15 protein-coding genes are annotated in these 18,864 nt (G+C 69.8%); 6 read left to right on the plus strand and 9 right to left on the minus strand.

Annotated elements, in window-relative coordinates; all coding sequences use genetic code 11:
* Window positions 1-23: 23 nt before the first annotated feature.
* Together V5D55_RS05155 and purB are read left to right on the plus strand one after the other, a co-directional pair.
* A complete protein-coding gene (locus tag V5D55_RS05155; protein WP_435749261.1) occupies window positions 24-473 on the plus strand; it encodes a low molecular weight protein-tyrosine-phosphatase in 450 nt (149 codons plus the stop codon).
* 24 nt (window positions 474-497) lie between these two features.
* Window positions 498-1,880, plus strand: a complete 1,383-nt coding sequence (gene purB / locus V5D55_RS05160; protein WP_435749262.1) for an adenylosuccinate lyase — start codon at window positions 498-500, stop codon at window positions 1,878-1,880.
* A 150-nt stretch (window positions 1,881-2,030) separates the two neighbouring features.
* On the opposite strand, the gene V5D55_RS05165 is transcribed toward purB, so the two are convergent.
* From V5D55_RS05165 to V5D55_RS05180, 4 genes are all read right to left on the minus strand, one after another.
* The gene (locus V5D55_RS05165) at window positions 2,031-3,464 is read right to left on the minus strand and encodes an MFS transporter (protein ID WP_435748303.1); all 1,434 of its coding nucleotides are present in this window, start codon (window positions 3,462-3,464) and stop codon (window positions 2,031-2,033) included.
* Between the two features lie 66 nt (window positions 3,465-3,530).
* Window positions 3,531-6,737: a glycosyl hydrolase family 95 catalytic domain-containing protein gene (locus V5D55_RS05170; RefSeq protein ID WP_435748304.1), complete on the minus strand. Its 3,207-nt coding sequence runs from the start codon at window positions 6,735-6,737 to the stop codon at window positions 3,531-3,533.
* 205 nt (window positions 6,738-6,942) lie between these two features.
* On the minus strand, window positions 6,943-7,296 hold the full coding sequence (locus V5D55_RS05175) for a hypothetical protein (RefSeq protein ID WP_435748305.1): 354 nt from the start codon (window positions 7,294-7,296) through the stop codon (window positions 6,943-6,945).
* Complete coding sequence (locus V5D55_RS05180; protein WP_435748306.1) at window positions 7,293-7,979, minus strand: acyl-CoA synthetase; 687 nt, start codon at window positions 7,977-7,979, stop codon at window positions 7,293-7,295. Before V5D55_RS05180 ends, V5D55_RS05175 begins: the two co-directional genes overlap by 4 nt.
* A gap of 306 nt (window positions 7,980-8,285) precedes the next feature.
* On the opposite strand from V5D55_RS05180, the gene V5D55_RS05185 reads away from it, so the two are divergent.
* A complete protein-coding gene (locus tag V5D55_RS05185; protein WP_435748307.1) occupies window positions 8,286-9,218 on the plus strand; it encodes a hypothetical protein in 933 nt (310 codons plus the stop codon).
* On the opposite strand, the gene V5D55_RS05190 is transcribed toward V5D55_RS05185, so the two are convergent.
* The gene (locus V5D55_RS05190) at window positions 9,206-10,057 is read right to left on the minus strand and encodes a sulfurtransferase (RefSeq protein WP_435748308.1); all 852 of its coding nucleotides are present in this window, start codon (window positions 10,055-10,057) and stop codon (window positions 9,206-9,208) included. The genes V5D55_RS05185 and V5D55_RS05190 overlap by 13 nt on opposite strands.
* 112 nt (window positions 10,058-10,169) lie before the next feature.
* Here V5D55_RS05190 and V5D55_RS05195 point away from each other — a divergent pair, with 112 nt between their 5' ends.
* Genes V5D55_RS05195 through V5D55_RS05205 form a run of 3 tightly spaced genes read left to right on the plus strand, consistent with a single transcriptional unit; the run spans window position 10,170 to window position 12,217 of the window.
* Window positions 10,170-11,054 carry a DMT family transporter gene (locus V5D55_RS05195; RefSeq protein ID WP_435748309.1) on the plus strand — a complete coding sequence of 295 codons (885 nt, stop codon included), beginning with the start codon at window positions 10,170-10,172 and terminating at the stop codon, window positions 11,052-11,054.
* Window positions 11,055-11,081: 27 nt separating this feature from the next.
* The gene (locus tag V5D55_RS05200) at window positions 11,082-11,741 is read left to right on the plus strand and encodes a GTP cyclohydrolase II (RefSeq protein WP_435748310.1); all 660 of its coding nucleotides are present in this window, start codon (window positions 11,082-11,084) and stop codon (window positions 11,739-11,741) included.
* Between the two features lie 14 nt (window positions 11,742-11,755).
* Complete coding sequence (locus tag V5D55_RS05205; protein ID WP_435748311.1) at window positions 11,756-12,217, plus strand: MarR family winged helix-turn-helix transcriptional regulator; 462 nt, start codon at window positions 11,756-11,758, stop codon at window positions 12,215-12,217.
* Window positions 12,218-12,236: 19 nt separating this feature from the next.
* On the opposite strand, the gene V5D55_RS05210 is transcribed toward V5D55_RS05205, so the two are convergent.
* Genes V5D55_RS05210 through mscL form a run of 4 tightly spaced genes read right to left on the minus strand, consistent with a single transcriptional unit; the run spans window position 12,237 to window position 18,783 of the window.
* Complete coding sequence (locus V5D55_RS05210) at window positions 12,237-12,611, minus strand: hypothetical protein (protein ID WP_435748312.1); 375 nt, start codon at window positions 12,609-12,611, stop codon at window positions 12,237-12,239.
* Window positions 12,612-13,205: an Ig-like domain-containing protein gene (locus V5D55_RS05215; RefSeq protein WP_435748313.1), complete on the minus strand. Its 594-nt coding sequence runs from the start codon at window positions 13,203-13,205 to the stop codon at window positions 12,612-12,614. It lies immediately after the preceding gene.
* Window positions 13,175-18,370: an Ig-like domain-containing protein gene (locus V5D55_RS05220; protein ID WP_435748314.1), complete on the minus strand. Its 5,196-nt coding sequence runs from the start codon at window positions 18,368-18,370 to the stop codon at window positions 13,175-13,177. Before V5D55_RS05220 ends, V5D55_RS05215 begins: the two co-directional genes overlap by 31 nt.
* On the minus strand, window positions 18,367-18,783 hold the full coding sequence (gene mscL / locus V5D55_RS05225; protein WP_435749263.1) for a large conductance mechanosensitive channel protein MscL: 417 nt from the start codon (window positions 18,781-18,783) through the stop codon (window positions 18,367-18,369). Before mscL ends, V5D55_RS05220 begins: the two co-directional genes overlap by 4 nt.
* Between the last annotated feature and the right edge of the window lie 81 nt (window positions 18,784-18,864).

Consider the following 18,864-nt stretch of genomic DNA (forward strand, 5'->3'; position numbering starts at 1 on the left):
CGGGGAACATCTGCCGCTCGCCGATGGCCGAGGTCGTGTTCCGCGACCTCGCTGAGCGGCAAGGACTCGGCTCGCGCATCGTGTCGCGCAGCGCCGGAACCGGCGACTGGCACCTCGGCGAGCGCGCCGACCATCGCACGATCGACTCCCTCGCCCGGCGCGGATACGACGGATCCCAGCACCGCGCTCGACAGTTCACCGAGGCCTCCTTCGCCGACAACGACCTGGTCGTCGCGCTCGATCGCACTCACGAGCGGATCCTGCGCGAGTGGGCGCACGACGAAGACGAAGAGGGCAAGGTCACTCTGCTGCTCGCGTTCGACCCCGATGCCTCGACCCACGACGTGCCCGACCCGTACTACGCGGGGGCGGAAATGTTCGATTCCGTGCTCGGTATGATTGAGGCGGCGAGTCGGGGTCTGTTCCGTCAGCTCGAACCCGCTCTTCGTCTCCCCCGCACGCCCCGGATCTGAGGGGCCCCGATCAGGAGGACTCCCCTGACTTTCCAGCCTTCGCTCCCGCCACAGCCCCTGAGCCCGCTCGACGGCCGCTACCGCGGCGCCGTCACCGGACTCGCCGACTTCCTCTCCGAGGCGGGCCTGAACCGCGCGCGCGTCGAGGTCGAGGTGGAGTGGCTGATCGCCCTCACCGACCGGTCGCTGTTCGAGACCACGCCGCTGCCGGATGCCGACAAGGAGCGCCTCCGCGCCCTCTACCGCGACTTCGGACAGGCCGAGATCGACTGGCTCGCCGAGAAGGAAGCCGTCACGCAGCACGACGTCAAGGCGATCGAGTACCTCGTGCGCGACCGGCTCTCGACGCTCGGGCTCGATGCCATCGCCGAGCTCACGCACTTCGCCTGCACGAGCGAGGACATCAACTCGGCTTCCTACGCACTCACCGTGAAGCGCGCGGTCGAGCAGGTGTGGCTGCCCGCCCTCGACACCGTGATCGCGAAGCTCCGCGAACTCGCCGTCGAGCACGCCGATGCCGCCATGCTCTCCCGCACGCACGGCCAGCCCGCGACGCCCTCGACCATGGGCAAGGAGATCGCGGTCTTCGCGTGGCGCCTGGAGCGCGTGCGCGGTCAGATCGCGGCATCCGAGTACCTGGCGAAGTTCTCGGGCGCGACCGGCACATGGTCGGCGCACCTCGCCGCCGATCCGGAAGCCGACTGGCCGACGATCGCCCGCGAATACACCGAGGGCCTCGGGCTCGGCTTCAACGTCCTCACCACGCAGATCGAATCGCACGACTGGCAGGTCGAGCTCTACGACCGCGTGCGTCACGCCGGCGGCATCCTGCACAACCTCGCCACCGACATCTGGACCTACATCTCGCTCGGCTACTTCGCGCAGATCCCCGTCGCCGGCGCCACCGGCTCGTCGACGATGCCGCACAAGATCAACCCGATCCGCTTCGAGAACGCCGAGGCGAACCTCGAGATCGCCGGCGCGCTGTTCGCATCGCTCGGACAGACACTGGTCACCAGCCGTCTGCAGCGCGACCTCACCGACTCGACCACGCAGCGCAACATCGGCGTCGCGTTCGGACACTCGCAGCTCGCGCTCGACAACCTGCGCCGCGGGCTGAACGCGATCTCACTCTCGCGCGACGTGCTGCTCGCCGACCTCGACGTGAACTGGGAGGTGCTCGCCGAGGCCATCCAGACGGTCATCCGCGCCGAGGTCGTCGCAGGTCGCTCGACCATCAGCGACCCCTACGCACTGCTCAAGGAGCTCACCCGCGGACACCGGGTCGGCGGGGCAGACCTGGCGGCCTTCGTCGAGACGCTCGAGATCGGGGACGCCGCCAAGCAGCGCCTGCTCGCTCTGACGCCCGCGACGTACATCGGCATCGCGGAGCAGCTCGCGCGCTGAAGCACCCCTGCGACGCGCGTCGCGCCCGTCGCGCGTGCACAACTCAGCAAAACCGCCCGCGACGGGAGCCGACTTCCGCGTCTTTCCGGGACGCCGCGCCCGCTCCGGCCGAATTCTTGCTGAATTGTGCACGCGGCGGCGGCTGAACCGCTAGCCGTCGACCTCGCCGGAGCGCTCCGGTACCGGGTCCTTCGGCATGAACGCCGCCGCGAGCAGGGTCAGCACCGCGGTCACCGCCACCGCGACGAAGACCCAGACGGATGCCGAGATGATCGTGTCGGGATCGCCGGGTCCGGCTCCCTGGGCGATCACCGAGTTCGAGATCGCCCCGAACACCGCGACGCCGACCGCACTGCCGGCCGAACGGGCGAACGCGTTCATCCCCGTGACCGCGCCGCGCTCACCCCAGCCGACCGAGGCCTGGGCCGCGATGAGAGTCGGAGCGGCGCTCCACCCGAGGCCGAAGCCGAACAGGAAGGCGACCCCGGCGATCGTGAACGGATTCGGCCACGGCGAGACCGCGGCGAGCGCGATGGCCGCGACCGTCGCGATGCTCATCCCGATCAGGGTGGTGCGGCGGAAGCCGATCCGCAGGTAGAGCCGTCCGGCGTTGGCGGCAGAGAGCGGCCACCCGAGGGTCAGTGCCGCGACGGCGAGCCCGGACAGCAGCGGCGCGATACCGATGGAGCCCTCGAGGTAGGCGGGCGCGAAGCTCGTGACACCCATCATCAGCGCGCCGACGCCCAGCGAGACGAGAGTGGTCGTGAGGATCAGCCTTCTGCGCGCGAGTCGCAGATCCACGATCGGCTCCGGCGTGCGCCGCTCGACCAGCACGAACCCTGCCAGCGCGAGGATGCCGATGCCGAAGCAGAGCGCGCTCTGCACCGATACCCACTCCCAGGCGTTGCCGCCCTCCAGCATCCCGAGGATGATCCCGGTCAGCCCGATGGTGAGCAGGACCGCTCCGGCGTAGTCGATGCGGTGCCGCTGTGTCTGCTTCTTCTCGTGGTACTTGCGCAGCAGCATCCATCCGGCGATCAGGCAGAGTGGAATGTTGACCCAGAAGATCCATCGCCACGCGTCGAGCTGCGAGAAGATGCCGCCCAGCGCGGGGCCGACCACCGACGACACCGCCCAGACGCTCGCGACGTAGCCCTGTACTTTGGCGCGCTCGGCGACCGTGTAGATGTCGCCGATGATCGTCATCGACATCGGGGCGACCGCACCGGCTCCGAGCCCCTGGATGACCCGGAAGACGATGAGTGCGGGCATGCTCCACGCGAATCCGCAGAGCACCGAGCCGAGCAGGAACAGCGCGATGCCGATGAGGATGATCGGCTTGCGCCCGATCGTGTCGGCGAATCGCGAGTAGATCGGCACGCTGACGGCCTGCGCGAGGAGGTAGACCGAGAACAGCCACGGGAACTGCTGGTAGCTGCCGAGGTCGCGCACGATGCTCGGGACCGCCGTCGCCAGGATCGTGGCGTCCACGGCGATCAGTCCGGTCGCCAGCATCAGCGCGCCGAGCACCGGCCCTCGCGGCGATCGCAGTCCGATGGAGGCGCGTTCGACGGAGGCAGTCACTACAGGGACAAGCAGATCGACGACGCGGCTATTCCTGATCCGCGACGTCGATCGGCCCGCACGTGCTCAGGTCGCCGGTCCGAGATCCCGCATCGCCGCTCCGGTGCGCGGGTTCGCCGGCTCGATCCGTCGGCGCTGTCCGTTCACGACGACGATCACGGCGTTCGTGTTCGGTGCCCGATCGGCGACGATGTTGTACGACGACACCTGCCCGTTGCGCCACTCGCAATCGATGCGGTACCCACCCCGGGCCCGCAGCCCCTGAAAGGACCCGGTGGCCGCCCACGCCGAGGGAAGCGCCGGGAGAAGCCGGATGACCCCGCCATGGCTCTGCACCAGCATCTCGACGATCGCGCCGACGACGCCGTAGTTCCCGTCGAGCTGGAACGGCGGATGGTTGGCCCAGAGGTTCGGGAGGGTGTTGTAGGTGAGCAGACCGCGCACCATTGTCCCCGCCCGCTCCGCGTCGCCGAGACGGGCGAAGAGGCCGGCGCGCCACGGCCAGGTCCACGACCGCCGGCTGTCGCCGGACACGGTCGCGGCTGTGAACGGCACTCCCGCCTTCTCGCCGCAGCGCGCCTTCAGCGACACCAGGGCAGCTGCCGCCAGCGCCGGGGTCTCGGGGGTGATCTGCCGACCGGGATAGACCGCGAACAGGTGGGAGGTGTGCCGGTGGATGTCGGCGGGGTCGTCGCGGTCGGCTTGCCATTCCTGCAGCTGGCCCCAGCGTCCGACCTTGTTCGGCGCGAGACGCTTCTGCAGATCGGCGACCGTGGTCTGATACGCCGCGTCGACGCCGAGGGCCTTGGCGCACTCGAGGTAGTTCTGGAACAGGTCCCAGATGATCTGCTGGTCGTGCATCACCCCGTCCTCGCGCGGACCGTGCTCCGGCGACCAGCCGTTCGGCGCGACGAGAGAGCCGTCGGGGAGCGCCTTGAGCCGGTCCTGCCAGAACTGGCAGATCTCCTTGATCAGCGGGTAGGCGAGGTCGCGGAGGTAGGTCGTGTCCTGCGTGAACGCCCAGTGCTCGTAGAGGTGCTGCGCGTACCAGGCGCTCGCGATCGTGTTCCATTCCCAGGCGTTGCCGCCGAAGATGCTCTGCGAGGTGCGGGCGGTCCAGCCCCGCACGTTCGCCCCGAACGCGTTGCGCGTAGCTACCCGGCTCGGCACCGCCACCTCCCGGATGAATGCGGCGAGCGCCTCGTGCGACTCGGGGAGGTCGGCGGTCTCCGCGCCCCAGTAGTTCATCTGGACGTTGATGTTCGTGTGGTAGTCGCTCGCCCATGCCGGCTGGTTGCTGTTGTTCCAGAGACCCTGCAGGTTCGCCGGCAGACCGCCGGGCTTGGATGAGCTGAGCAGCAGGTAGCGCCCGTAGCCGTAGAGCGTCTGCTCGAGCGTCGGGTCGGATTCGCCCTTGCCGTAGCGCGCGAGCCGCCGATCGGTCGGCAGCGCCATCACCGCGTTGGAGCTCGTCCCCCAATGCACCTTCGCGCGCTGCATGAGACCGGAGACCTGCGTCACATGCGCGGACCGCAGCGAATCCCAGGAGCGGGCGGAGGCCGCCGTCAGAGCGCTCTCGATGGCCGGTCCGGGAGCCGCTCCGCGCCAGCCTTGCGCGGCGCTGAGCCGGTAGTTCGTCCGGGCGTCGAGCAGCAGGGTGATCGATGTCGCGCCGCTGATCCGGAGTCCGCCGTCGGCCGCGACGACAGTGCCGTCGGTGTCGGCGACGCGCAGGACCGCCGCGTGCGCCAACTGGTTCGCCATGGTGCCCGAGAAGCTCAGCCGTCTCCGTGTCGCGTCGGCCGTCGTCGGGGCCCCGTCCTGCTTCGACACCATCGTGACGAGCGCGGTGAGCGCCCCGGGACGATCGGTCGTGAACCGCACCGCGATCACGTCGGCGTCACGGCTCGCGAACGCTTCCCGCAGGACCGTCCCCTGCGCTGTCGCGAAATGCGAGCTGTGGATGCCGTCACGGATGTCGAGGGCGCGCCGGTAGTCGACGACGACCCGTGCACCCGCCGTGCTGAACCCGCTACCCGTGAACGCGATGCCTGCGGCGCGGAAGGCGGCGGGCGCGGTGAAGACGATCCGGTACAGCGCGAACGCCGTCGTGTTCGCGAAGGTGAAGGCACGTCCGGCGCCGCGCGTGGTGAACGTCTCGCCGGTGCGAGTGTCGAGCGTGGTCCAGTCGAGCCCGTTGTCCGAGCCGGACACGGTCCAGCTGCGCGGATCCTTCTCGGGAGCATCCGGCGCGCTCGTGATGACATAGCCGTTGAGCGCGCGCTTCGAGCCGAGTTCGACCTGCCAGATCGCGCCGGACCCCGCGGCGGGTACCGTCCACACCGTCGCCGGATCGGCGTCGACACTGCCGAGGAGCGCATCGGCATGGCCGCTCGGTGAGGAGACGTACACGGCGCTCCCCTGAGCCAGCTCGACGCCCCCGAGCGCAATCTCCGCCACCTGGAAGTGGCTGACGCCGGCCTTCGGCGTGAAGACGATCCGGTAGCGGCGGTAGGCGGTCGTGTTGGTGAACGTGAAGCTCTTCGTGAGCAGGCGCTGGGCGAACGGCGCCCCCGAGCGGGTGTCGAGCGTGACCCACGTGGTCCCGTCTGCGGAGCCCTCCACCTTCCAGTTCTGCGGGTCGCGCTCCGGGACGTCGTTGGCGCTCGTGAGGGAGTACGAGGAGACGATCGCCGGTGCGGCGAGCTCGGCCTGCCAGATCACGGCAGCGGGCGGGGAGATGAGGCACCACTTGGTGTTCGCGTCTCCGTCGTAGGTCCGCTCCACGCTCTCGGTGCCGGAGACCTGGTAGGGACCACCGGGAGAGGTGACGGTGTGCCGTCCGCCGAACGCGACCGTCACCTCGCCGAAGTCCCGGTAGGAGCCGAATCCGTTCATGCCGGTGTCGAACGCGCTGTCGGGCTGGCCTGCGAGCGCGTTGTCGTAGCCGTTCACACCGCCCCACAGGCTCTGTTCGTTGAACTGGATCACCTCGGCATCCGGGTTGCCGAACAGTTTCGCGCCCAGTCGCGCATTGCCGATGGGCAGCGCCTGGGTCTCCCAGTTCGTCGCCGGGGTGCCGTACCAGAGCGCGTGTGTCGAGAGTTGCGGGCGGGCGATGGCGCCGGCCGGGAGGATGCGCGGGGTTGCCGCTGCAGAGCCGGCGGTGCTCGCCGATGCCGGGCTGGCGGCGAGGAATTGCGGTACCAGCGGCGCGAGGAGGGCGAGCCCTCCCACCTGCAGAGCCTGGCGACGGGAGAGGGGGTCTTTCATCACAGCGAACCTCCGGAGCATCGTTGATCATCTGGTTCTGTGCGGTCCCGCGCGACGTCGCGCGGGTTCCAGGAGCCAGTGTGAAACAACAGACATCGGATGTCTATGGATAATCGGCCAGCATGATCGTCGAAAGTAGGATTTTTCGCACGCCAAAGGTCGCAGTTGGTCGGATGTTCGACCGGACGATCGGGGTTTCGGCCGCTCAGGGCGAGGAGACGGAGCCCGGCTTCTCCGAACCGGCGCCGTCGTCCGACTCCGGGTCGTACAGCACCGGACGGTCGATCGTCTTCGTGACGTCGGCGGGGTCGACCGCGAGGATCAGCATCGCGAGGATCAGCAGCGTCACGATGAAGGCACCGCCGCCGACGACCAGGCCGAGCGCTACCGGAGTGAGGCCGTCGTATGTGCCCTCGGCGATCGCGTTGTTCACGCGCGCAGTGAACGCCCCGGTCGACACCAGGGTGACGATCGTCGCGAAGACTCCGCAGCCCAGCGCGATCGCGAGCAGGTGCAGGGGCCGCAGGATGTCCCGACGGGTGGGCTTCTCGTCGCTCATCGCTCTCCTCCGCGCTCCGCCGGGGCTGCGCTGTGATCTGAACCGGCAGCCGGAACAGCGGCCGATGCGTCTTCCGCATCGGGAGCACCGGCGACGGCATCCGCCCGACGCGGGGTGAGCCCGGCGATGCCGAGGAAGACGGCGACGATCGCCGCGTAGCCCCCGAGCATGCCGACGCCGAGGATGATCCCCGAGAGCACGAACGTGCCGGCCTTGTCGATCGTGTACTCCTGCACGAAGCCGGCCGGGATGAGGAGGAGGACGACGCCGAGCAGGATGCCGAAGGCGCCCACCGTGACGGCGTCACGGGAGAGCTGGTCACCCGTGCGGCGGGAACGGATGCCGGCGAGCAGCTCCACCCCACCGCTGACTATCGCCCATGCCGAGACGACGATGAAGAACAGGTCGTCGGAGCGCCAGGGCGGGATGCCGCTCACCATGCCGGCGACGATGCCGATCGCGGCGAGGAGTACATACGACCAGCGCGACCCTGCGGGAAGCACCAGCCACGCAGCCAGCACCTGCACGAGAGAGGTGACGAGGACGAAGCCGCTGAACACCGAGAGGCCGACGGGAGCGGAGTGGTCGGAGGAGAACGTGATCATCAGTGCCGCGACGGCGGCGAACAGCGCGCGCAGGAGCTGAACGTGGCGCACGGTGAAGGCGCGAGCAGGGGCAGACATGACGATCCAGAGTCCTCCGGGGGTGTTTCCCCCAGTCTACGCGGGGGCGCGAAGGCGCAGCGTCGAGGCTGCCGGAGGGTGTTCGTGAAGCCCGGTGGATCTCCCCAGATCGATCACCGGGCTTCACGACATACACAGCGAGGGGGGCTCCGCTGTGCGGGACTGGCCGTTCACAAGGTCGGGCACCCTGTCCTTCGACGACCCAGCCTGAAGACCCCACTCACCCACCCGGTCCCCTGAGGTGTGCGTGTGCGGTCGTATGCTCACTCTAAGGTTGTGTCCTTCACATACCGGAGGAGGCGTGTGATGACTTTCGAATATGACGAGAACGGGGCCATCTCCGACGCTTTCGCTGCGGCATTGCGCGACGCGATCAACGCGAGGAAAGTCACGCTGTCCTGGCTGCAGCAGCGACTCAAGCGACGAGGGAACCGCGTGTCGATGGCCACGCTCAGCTACTGGCGTTCGGGGGCACGGCGGCCGGAGGGCGCCCAGTCGCTCGCGGCACTGGCCGATATCGAGGAGCTGCTCGGACTCGAGGAGGGGTTCCTCACGAAGCGCCTGCGCTCGACGAAACGAACGGGACCGCTCGGGCCGAGCCAGTTCCCGATCGACGAGGCAGAGATCGAACAGGCGGTCAAAGACGCCTACGCCGCGCTCGATACGCCCTATCCCGACGCGTCGCGCGAGGTGACCACGCATTCCGTGACCGACGTCGACGCTGACGGCAATCTGTCGTACAGCGTCACCCGGAGCGTCCTCCAGGCCACCAGCGGCACGGTGAGGGCCACGCCGTTCCTGGAGCTCACCCCCGGAGTGCGCACCACGCCCCCGATCTTCTCCGCCGTCTCCGGCGGGCGGATCGCCGGGAAGTACTCGCATTCCAGTGGGGAGGTGCACGGCGTGCTGTTCGAACTCGACGAGCCGCTCACCGCGCCAGACACGACGATCGTCGAATGGTCGGTCGCCTATCCGCCCGGCTATCCCCCGACGAGGGAGACGGGTCACGGCGTATCCCGCCAGTGCCGCGAGTTGCTGGTGTGGACGAGATTCCACCCGGATGCGCTCCCGGACTGGTGCGAGGAGCGCGTGGAGACACCCGCCGGGGTCACCGTCACGCCCGTCACCGTGAATCGCAGCGGGTCGGTGCACCAGCTCCACCGCGCGTTCGGACCCGGTGCCGTCGAGCTGCGGTGGGGCTACGGCCCGCGGGAGTCCGAGGGCGATCAGCCCGGCTGATCACCGGTCGCGATGGGGCGGCCGGGCGTGTTCGACCACTGGCTCCATGATCCGGGGAACACCTTCGCGTCGATGCCGATCTCGGTGAGGACCAGAGCGGTGTGCGCGGCCGTGACCCCGGAGCCGCAGTATGCGGCGACGGGCGTTCCCGCCGTCACACCCGCATCGGCGAACGTGCGCTGCAGGGTCTCGACGTCGAGGATCTTCCCCTCGCGGTCGAGGTGCGCCGCCATCGGCACGTTGAGCGCCCCGGGGATGTGCCCGGCCACCGGATCGAGGGGCTCGGTCTCGCCGCGATAGCGCTCGGCGGCCCGCACGTCGAGAAGGATGCCGGATGCCGGGAACGCGGCGGCTTCGTCGATGGTGAGCGCCTGCGCGCCGATCTCGTCGAGCACGACGTCGCCGGTCGCGGGCACCACGTCGTCGGTGGCGAGTTCCTTGCCCGCCGCGGCCCAGGCGCGTACGCCTCCGTCGAGCACGCGCACGTCGATGCCGGCCTGGCGCAGCAGCCACCAGGCGCGGGAGGCGCCGAGACCCTTCGAGTCGTCGTATGCGACGACGACGTCGCCCTGGTTCACGCCCCAGCGGCGCGCCACGGCCTGCAACTTCTCAGTGGAGGGGAGCGGATGCCGCCCTTCGGACGGCTCTCCGTGTGTCGCGAGCTCGGTGTGGAGGGGCACGAAGACCGCGCCGGGGATGTGCCCGGTGAGGTACTCGCCGTGGCCGTCGGGCCGATCGAGCCGCCACCGCACGTCGATCACGCGAACCGGGCTCTCCCCGTCGGAACCTCCGCGGGTCAGCAGCTCATCCAGTTCGTCGACGCTCACGAAGTTGCTCATCCTTCGAGGCTACCCAGTCGCCGAATGCCCCGGCATCCGAGGGGAAGAATTCGTCATCTGCCCGTCTGCCCCGACGCTAGGCTCGATCCGGCAACGTCGAGAAAGGGCCGCGATGCCCTCTCGATTCCGCTGGATGCGCTTCCGCCCGCAGGAGGCGGCGCTCATCGCCATCACCGCGGTGTGGGGCGGCACATTCCTCCTGGTGCACTGGGCGATGGAGCACTCCGGGCCCTGGTTCTTCGTCGGAGTGCGTTTCCTCATCGCCGGCCTCATCAGCGTGGTGATCTTCCGGCGGGTGCTGCGCGGCATCCGCTGGCGCGACATCGGCGCAGGCGTCGCGATCGGCGTGATGATCTACCTCGGCTACGGTCTGCAGACCCTCGGGCTGCAGACGATCGACAGCAGCACCTCGGCGTTCATCACCGCGATGTACGTGCCGCTGGTGCCGTTCGCGCAGTGGGCGGTGTTCCGCAAGCGCCCGCCGACCATGGCGTTCGTCGGCGCGGGACTCGCGTTCGTCGGTCTGCTGCTGATCGCCGGGCCCGACGCGTTCGCGCTGACGCTCGGCAGCGGCGAGATCGTGACCATGATCAGCACCCTGCCGATCGCCGCGGAGATCATCCTGATCAGCGTGTTCGCCGGGAAGATCGACCTCGGACGCATCACGGTCGTGCAGCTGCTGACCGCCGGTGTGCTCGGCCTGCTGACCATGCCGGTCGTCGGCGAGGGCGTGCCGGAGTTCTCGTGGATCTGGGTCGGCTGCGCGGTCGGCCTGGGTGCGGCGAGCTGCCTGATCCAGCTCACGATGAACTGGGCGCAGAAGTCGGTCTCACCGACGCGGGCCACCATCATCTACGCGGGAGAACCGGTGTGGGCGGGCGTGATCGGCCGAATCGCCGGGGAACGCCTGCCTGTGACGGCGTTGATCGGCGGAGCGCTGGTCGTGCTCGGCATCCTCGCCAGCGAACTCAAGATCGTGCGGCGTCGGCGGGAATAGCATCCGCGATCGTGCGTTGCACCACACATGATTGAAACTTCAACCGTCGTTCCGGTCGCCACCGAGCGCACCCGCGTGCGCGTGCCGATGCGGTTCTCGGACGGTTTCACCACCACCGCCGATGTGGTCACCTTCGATGGTCTCGTCGACGGCCGCGAGCACCTGCTGCTCGGCCTCGGCGACTGGCGCGCGGCGATGGAGAGGGCGGATGCCGGTGGCGTCGCACCCCTGGTGCGCCCGCACAGCGAGTGCCTGACCGGCGACGTGTTCGGGTCTGAGCGCTGCGACTGCGGGCCGCAGCTGCGCGAGGCCGTCGAGCGGATCTCCGACGAAGGCGGCTTCCTGCTGTACCTGCGCCAGGAGGGTCGCGGCATCGGCCTCTACGCGAAGCTCGACGCCTACGCGCTGCAGGATGCGGGCCTCGACACCTACGAGGCGAACGTGGCGCTCGGCCACGGCGAGGACGAGCGCGACTACACGGTGGCCGCGCAGATGCTGCGCGCCATCGGCGTGGACGGCATCCGTCTGCTCAGCAACAACCCCGACAAGGCCGTGCAGCTCGAGGGTCTCGGCATCCGCGTCACGGACCGCATCCCGACCGGTGTGCACCTGTCGGACGCGAACTCGCGGTACCTCCAGGCGAAGCGGGATCACACCTCGCACACGCTCGACCTGTCTGCGGCGTGATGAACGACCGGCGGTTGGACGACGCCGAGATGGCGACGTGGCTGCCGACGATCCGCTTCGTGCAGCTGCTCCCCCAGGTGCTCGATCGCGCGCTCAAACGCGAGACGGGCCTGAATCACGCGCACTACGCGATCCTCGTCACCCTGGCGGGCGGCGGGAACGGCGCCGGCGACCGTGGCGACGTCGTGTCGATGACCGAGCTCGCCCGCATCGCCGGCCTCAGCCGGTCGCGTCTGAGCCACGCCCTCGATTCGCTCGAGGAGCGCGGCTGGGTCGAGCGCACATCGTGCAGCAGCGACAAACGCACGCTCTCGGCCGCGCTGACGCCGGCCGGCCGTGAGCTGCTGCGCTCCGCGGCCCCCGTTCACGTCGAGCAGATCCGGGAGCTCGTCCTCGATCCGCTCAGCGATGTGGAGCGCGATCAGCTCGGCGCGATCCTGTCGAAGCTGATCCCCGGGGTGACGGCGGCGCTGTAGCGCTCGACCACCCGCTGCCTCAGAGCGCCCCGCGCGTGAGGGCGGCGGTGCAGCTCGCCGCGGAGACGTCTCCGAGGTCGACCGGGACCGACCAGTCGGCGGAGTCGCCGGCAGCGACGTCATCGATCGAGTCCCACCCCGAGGCGAGCACAGCACCGTCGGGTGCGAGCCAGCTCACCCGGACCACGAAGTCGGCCGCGGAGTCGTCGCTGTTCTGCAGCGAGCCGCGAGACGTGAGGCGACCGCTCCCCGGTGGACAGGCATCGATGGTCAGGTCTTCGAGCGCGCTCGTGCCCCCGGTGACGGAGGGGGCGGGGTCCTGCACCGGGCTGCATCCGGAGAGGACCGCCACCACCGCGAGGGCCGCGCAGAGGGCGAAAGCGGTGCTGCGCATTCAGGCGGACCGTCGGCGGATCACGAGCATGGCCCCCGCGAGCAGCAGGAGGAGACCGCCGCCCAGCGGGAGCCATGGCAGGAGCCCGCCGGTGGTCGGCAGTGCGCCGCCCGGCGGAGTCGTCGGCGGGATCTCCCCCGCCGCGACGGTGACCGTGACGGTGGCCGTGACACGCGTGCCGTTCTCGTCCGCCACCGAGTAGGTGATCGGGGTGGTGGTGCCGGAGAAGCCGCGCTCCGGCGTGAACACGATCTTGCCGTCGACGACCGTCCAGACGCCTTCGCCGGCGACCACCAGCTCGGTGACGAGGTCGCCGTCGGCGTCGACGATGCGCACCGAATCGGGATCGAGCGGAGCGCCCCCGGTGCCGGCCGAGTCGTCGCCGATCACGTCGATCGTCACGGGGACACCGGGCGCGGTCGTGGCGGAGTTGTTCCGCGCGATCGGATCGACACCGGCGACCGTGATCGTCACCGTCGAGGCCGCCGAGTTCCCGAGCGAATCGGCGACCTCGTAGACGACGGGCGTCGCCTCACCGCGGAACGTCGGCACCGGCGTGAAGGTCACCCGGCCGTCGTCTCCGATGAAGTACACGCCCTCGCCGGGGACGGCGAGCGACTTCCCTCCCGCGCCGACCGTGGCGCCGGCGGCTGCCCGGCTGCCGGGAAGACGACGGATGCCGGAACGAGGTCACCGGCGGTGCCGTCAGCGCGCTGCCCCGCCCGGTCGTTGCCGAGCACGTCGACCGTGACCGGCACGTTCTGCGGGGTGGTGTCGGTGTCGGGAGCGACCGCCGGACCAGGACGCACGGTCACGCTGAGGGCTGCCGTGGCAGGCGTGCCGTTCTCGTCGAAGATCGTATAGCCGACCGGAGTCGTCGCGCCGCTGAAGCCGGCATCCGGGGTGAAGGTCACGGTGCCGTCGTCGCGCAGCGTGTAGACGCCCTCACCGTCGACGTCGAGGGTCTTCCCGCCGTCACGGATCTCCGCGGTGAGCCCGGCCGGGATGCCGGACGCCTCGAAGATCGCGGAGGCCGGGTCGAGCGGGATCGCAGGGTCGCCCGCATCGTCGTTGCCGACGAAGTCGAACGTGACCGCGGTCGCGAACGGGGTGACCGCCGCGTCATCGGCCGCCGCCGGAACGACGGGGGCGACAGTGATCGTCAGCGTCGACGTCGCCTCGTTGCCGAGCGAGTCGGTCACGGCGTAGGCCACGGGCGTCGCCGTGCCGCGGAAGGCCGGGGCGGGAGTGAACGTCACGCGACCGTCACCACCGACCGCGTAGACACCCTCGCCGGGCACGTCGAGGGTCTTGCCACCCGCCGCCACGGTCGCGCCGTCCGGCTGGCCCGCCGGCGTGAAGACGACCGACGCCGGGTCGAGCTCGCCGTCCTCCCCATCGGCGAGCTGACCCGGCTGATCGTTGGTCAGGAGATCGACGGTCACCGGAATGCCCTGAGGAGTGGCACCGGTGTCAGGAGTCGCGACGGGGCCGGGCCGCACGGTCACGCTGAGGGCTGCCGTCGCAGGCGTGCCGTTCTCGTCGAGGACCGTGTACCGCACCGGGGTGGTCGCGCCGCTGAATCCGGCGGCGGGCGTGAAGGTCGCCGTCCCGTCATCGCGCAGCGTATAGACGCCCTCGCCTTCGACGTCGAGAGTCTTCCCGCCATCGCGGATCTCGGCGGCCAGGCCATCGGGGATGCCGGACGCCCGGAAGACGGCGGAGGCGATGTCGAGCGGCACCGTGGGATCGCCCGGGTCATCGTTGCCGACGAAGTCGAACGTGACCGCGGTCGCGAACGGGGTGACCGCCGAATCGTCCGCTGCGGTCGGCGTGACCGCCGTTACGTCGATCGTGATGGTGGACGTGACCGCATTGCCGATCTCGTCGGTGGCCGTGTACGACACGGGGCCCGCGACCCCGCGGAAGGCGGGAAGAGGCGTGAAGGTGACGACGCCGTCGGCTGCCGCCGTGTACGTCCCCTCGCCGGGCACGACGAGCCGCGTGCCGCCATCGAGCACCTGCGCACCCGCCGGCTGCCCGGCGGCCGGGAACCGCAGCGTGGTGACATCCCATGCCCCTGCTGAACCGTCGGCGTTGCGTGACGGTTCGTCGTTGCCGAGCGGCGGCACCGTCACCGGTACGCCCTGCAGCGTCGATTCGGAATCCGGTGTCGCGGACGGCCCGGGGCGCACGGTGACCTCGACGCGCGCGTCCGCAGTGGTGCCGTTGGCATCCGTGATCCGGTAGATCGCCGGCGTCGTCGTACCGGTGAATCCGTCGGCGGGCGTGAAGACGACCGCGCCGGCAGCGTCGAGGACGAGGACGCCCTGGCCGTCGATCGTGAGGGTCTTGCCGTCGGCGGAGACCGTGACTCCGGCCGGCTGTCCCGCAGACGGGAAGGCGGTGTCGGCGGGCACCAGCGGCGCCGAGGCGTCTCCCTCGAAGTCGTTGTCGAGCAGGTCGATCGTGACCGGGACTCCGAACGGGGTGTTCGCGCTGTCGTCCACCGCCTCGGGGGTGATCGCCGTGACCGTGACGGTGATGGTCGTGGAGACCTCGACCCCGTGGGAATCGGTCGCCCCGTAGACGATGCTCGTCGCCGTTCCGGTGAAAGCCGGTTCGGGCGTGAACGTGACCCGGCCCGCGGGGTCGGCCGAGTACTCGCCCTCACCCGGGACGACGAGAGTCAAGCCGTCATCGGACACGATCGCACCGGCGGGCTGTCCGGCCGTCGGGAACATCACGCTCGGCGGGAACATCGACCCCGTGTCGCACCCGGCGGGCACATCGGTCTCGCCCGGATCGCACGGGTTGCCGAGGTCGCTCGCGAAGTCGTTCGTCAGCACCTCGAGCACCACCGGGGTGTTCTGCGGGGTGGTGGCGGAGTCCGGGGTCGCGATCGCACCGCTTCCGACGGTGACCGTGATCTGCGCGGTAGCGGTCGTGCCGTTCTCATCCGCCACGCGGTAGGACACCGGCGTGGTCACGCCTTCGAACGCGGGCAGCGGAGCGAAGCGCACCGAACCGTCGTCTTCCACGGTCCAGGTGCCTTCGCCGGGGACGACGAGCGTCTTGCCGCCGTCCGTCGCGCCGGCGTCGGTGAACACGACCGAATCGGGGACGAGCGGTGCGGATGCGGCGCCCGGCCCGTCGTTGTCGAGGATGTCGATGACCACCGGAACACCGCCCGGAGTCTTTGCCGCATCGCCGGTCGCGACCGGGGTGATCGGCGCGACCGTGACGGTGATCGTCGTCGACGCGTCGTTCCCGAACGAGTCGGTGACCGTATAGGTGATGGGGGTCGCGGGTCCGGTGAACGAGGGTTCGGGATCGAACGTGACGTCTTCGCTCGCGGGGTCGAACGTGTAGACGCCCTCACCCGGAACCGTGAGCACCCGACCATTCGCGCTCACCGCACTGCCGGCCGGGAGTCCGGGGGTGACGGAGAACCGCAGCGAGTCCGGCTCGAACGCGCCCGGGCTGCCGTCGGCCGCAGGACCGGGCACGTCGTTGCCGAGGACCGGGAACGACACATCGACGTTCTGCGGGGTCGATGCGACATCAGCCTCGGCGACGGGACCCGGCCGCACGGTGACCGAGATGTTCGCGGTGCTCTGCTGTCCGTTCTCGTCGGTGATCCGGTACGGGGTCGTGGCTGTTCCGGAGAAGCCATCCGCCGGAGTGAACTCGACTTCGCCCTCCGTCGTCACGCGCCAGGTGCCCTGCGGGGTGACGAGCGCCTTGCCGCCACCGGTCGCAGCCGGATCGGTGAAGACGGTCGACGTCGGGACGATCGCGCCGCCCGGCCCGGGGAAGTCGTTGTCGACGACGTCGAGCGTGACCGGCGTGCCGGCGGGAGTGGTCGTGGCGTCGTTCACCGCGGTGGGGGCGACGGCAGTGACGCTCACCGTGATGGTCGCCGATGCCGGATGCCCGAGGCTGTCGGTGAAGCCGTAGGAGACGGGAGTCGTCGTCGGCCCGTCGAACGTGGGGACGGGAGCGAAGGTCACCACCCCCGTGGCCGGATCGATCGTGTAGACGCCCTCGCCCGGCACCTCGAGGCGGCGGCGATCAGGGCTGACCGTCGACCCGGCGGGCTGGCCCGTCGAAGAGAAGAGGACGGATGCCGGGGGGATCGTTCCGGGAGTGCCGTCGGCGTTCTGCCCTGGCGCGTCGTTGCCGAGGATCGGGATCTGGACGCTCGTGCCCTGCGCGGTCGTCGCGGTGTCGGCGGCTGCCGTGGGACCGGGGCGGATGGTGGCGGTCGCCGCGGCGGTCGCTGTCTGTCCGTTGTCGTCGATGATGCGGTATTCGGTGGTGGCATCGCCGCTGAAACCAGTGGCGGGCGTGAAGGTGAGCCGCCCGTCAGCGCCGACCGTCCAGACTCCCTGCGCGGTCTCGAGGCGTTTGCCGCCGTCGGTCGCGGCCGGCGACGTGAGCACGGTCTGCGCGGGAAGGATCGCACCGGTACCCGGCTGGTCGTTCGTCACGCCCGCGACCGTGACCGGAGAGCCGAAGACCGCGGATCCGGTGTCGGCGACGGCGACGGGCGGGGGCAGCGCGTTGGAGAAGGCGCACACGACGTTGACGCCGTCGGTGCCGGTGGGAGTGGTGAAGGTCGCGGCACTGCCCGTGCCGCGGGACACGACAGCTCCGTTCACATCGGTGCAGGCCCAGGTCGTGACGTAGTCGTTCGGGTCGGTGGTACCGAGGGGCTCCTGCCGCATCGTGTAGGTCTCACCGGGAAGGATCAGGCCGGGATCGCTGGGGGGTCCGTCCCCACCGGGCCCCGAGGTGCTGTCCGGGAAGTCCGGCGAGGTTCCCGGCGTCGTGTACGACCCACCGTCGAGCACCACGCGCATCTGGTCGGTGGGCTGGGCGCGCGGACCCTCGAATCCGGAGGAGGTCTGCGCCGTCGACGGGTTGGCACAGGAGCCGAGGTCGGTGGAGGTGACGCCGGTCAGGGTGAACACGGTGCCGGTGGGCTGTCCGGTGATCGGGTTCGTCTTCTGGATCACGGTGCCGCCGCCGAGGTACAGGAAGCCGTCGGATCCGAAGGCGATGCCGTTCGTCGCCGCCGTTGTCGCGCCGCGGGAGAGTTCGTTCGAGGTCAGGGTCGTGCCCGTGCCGGACGTGGGCACCACTCCGTTCGCCACGTACAGGGCCGCCTCGGTGGCGCTGCCGGACACGATGTACAGCCGCCCGGTCTTGTCGAAGGCCATGTCGCCGTTGCCGCCGGGAGGGTTCGTCAGCGGCACGGATACGACCGGTCCGGGCGGGGCCGTGTGCGTCACGGGGTCGTAGACGTAGATGTTGAGCGTCGCGCCCGTGAGACCGCCGTAGTAGTACAGCCCCGTGAGCGGGTTGACGGCACCCATCGTGCCGGCGCCGACGCCGGTGGCCTTCGGGGAGACGGTGGTCGTCCCCGCGGCGCTCGCGCCGGGAGTGTAGGTGATGATGCTGGTGCTGGTGCCGGTGATCGCGTCGGAGCCGGCGCGGCCGATGCCCAACTGGTTCGTGCCCGTCCCCGAATTCGCCGGGGTCGCGAAGATCGGCGTCGGAGCGACAGCGCCGGTCGTCAGGTTCATCTGTCCGACGTTGCCCGCGGCGGAGTTGCTGAAGTACAGGGTGTTCAGACACATCAGCGGTGCGGCCGCGGCGGCCGGAGCGGCAACCGTGACCGTGGTCAGACCGGCCGCGAACAGCGCCCCGGCCGCGACGACGGCGGTGAGGCGAGATCGCAGCCGGCGACTCATCGGGCGTCCCGGCGTTCTGCGAGCAGATCGCGGATCTGCACGAGGAGTTCCGGTTCGGTCGGCAGGGGTTCGGGCTCGACGACGGCGGGGCGCAGCCGGTCGGCACGCTCCTTCACCTTGTTCATGGGCAGCACGAAGACGAAGTAGACGACGGCCGCGACCGTGAGGAAATGGATGATCGCACCGAGGAGAAGACCGAAGGCGAAGGTCGACTTCGCGCCGAAGAGGGTCGGAATCGTCACCTGCAGAGCCGTGTCCAGACTGTCCGCCTTGAAGAACAGGCCGATCAGCGGGTTGATCAAGGCGTTCACCAGGACCTCGACGATCTTCGTGAAGGCCGCTCCGATGACGACGGCGACCGCGAGCTCGATGACGTTTCCTCGAAGGATGAATTCCTTGAACCCGTTGATCACCGTTCGCACTCCGCACTCGTCGTTGTCAGCAGGGGCGTGGGGAGTGAAAGCCACCCCCCGGTTGCCTCACTCCCCGCCCTA

Origin of the sequence: Microbacterium sp. PMB16, assembly GCF_051294855.1 — a bacterium.
Taxonomy (GTDB): Bacteria; Actinomycetota; Actinomycetes; order Actinomycetales; family Microbacteriaceae; genus Microbacterium.

Excerpts from the sequence above, each read along its gene's own strand:
- V5D55_RS05155 (WP_435749261.1), top strand. The coding sequence starts at position 24 with ATGGCCGAGGTCGTGTTCCGCGACCTCGCTGAGCGGCAAGGACTCGGC.
- V5D55_RS05170 (WP_435748304.1), bottom strand. The coding sequence starts at position 6,737 with ATGAAAGACCCCCTCTCCCGTCGCCAGGCTCTGCAGGTGGGAGGGCTC.
- V5D55_RS05175 (WP_435748305.1), bottom strand. The coding sequence starts at position 7,296 with ATGAGCGACGAGAAGCCCACCCGTCGGGACATCCTGCGGCCCCTGCAC.
- V5D55_RS05180 (WP_435748306.1), bottom strand. The coding sequence starts at position 7,979 with ATGTCTGCCCCTGCTCGCGCCTTCACCGTGCGCCACGTTCAGCTCCTG.
- V5D55_RS05185 (WP_435748307.1), top strand. The coding sequence starts at position 8,286 with ATGACTTTCGAATATGACGAGAACGGGGCCATCTCCGACGCTTTCGCT.
- V5D55_RS05190 (WP_435748308.1), bottom strand. The coding sequence starts at position 10,057 with ATGAGCAACTTCGTGAGCGTCGACGAACTGGATGAGCTGCTGACCCGC.
- V5D55_RS05195 (WP_435748309.1), top strand. The coding sequence starts at position 10,170 with ATGCCCTCTCGATTCCGCTGGATGCGCTTCCGCCCGCAGGAGGCGGCG.
- V5D55_RS05200 (WP_435748310.1), top strand. The coding sequence starts at position 11,082 with ATGATTGAAACTTCAACCGTCGTTCCGGTCGCCACCGAGCGCACCCGC.
- V5D55_RS05210 (WP_435748312.1), bottom strand. The coding sequence starts at position 12,611 with ATGCGCAGCACCGCTTTCGCCCTCTGCGCGGCCCTCGCGGTGGTGGCG.
- V5D55_RS05220 (WP_435748314.1), bottom strand. The coding sequence starts at position 18,370 with ATGAGTCGCCGGCTGCGATCTCGCCTCACCGCCGTCGTCGCGGCCGGG.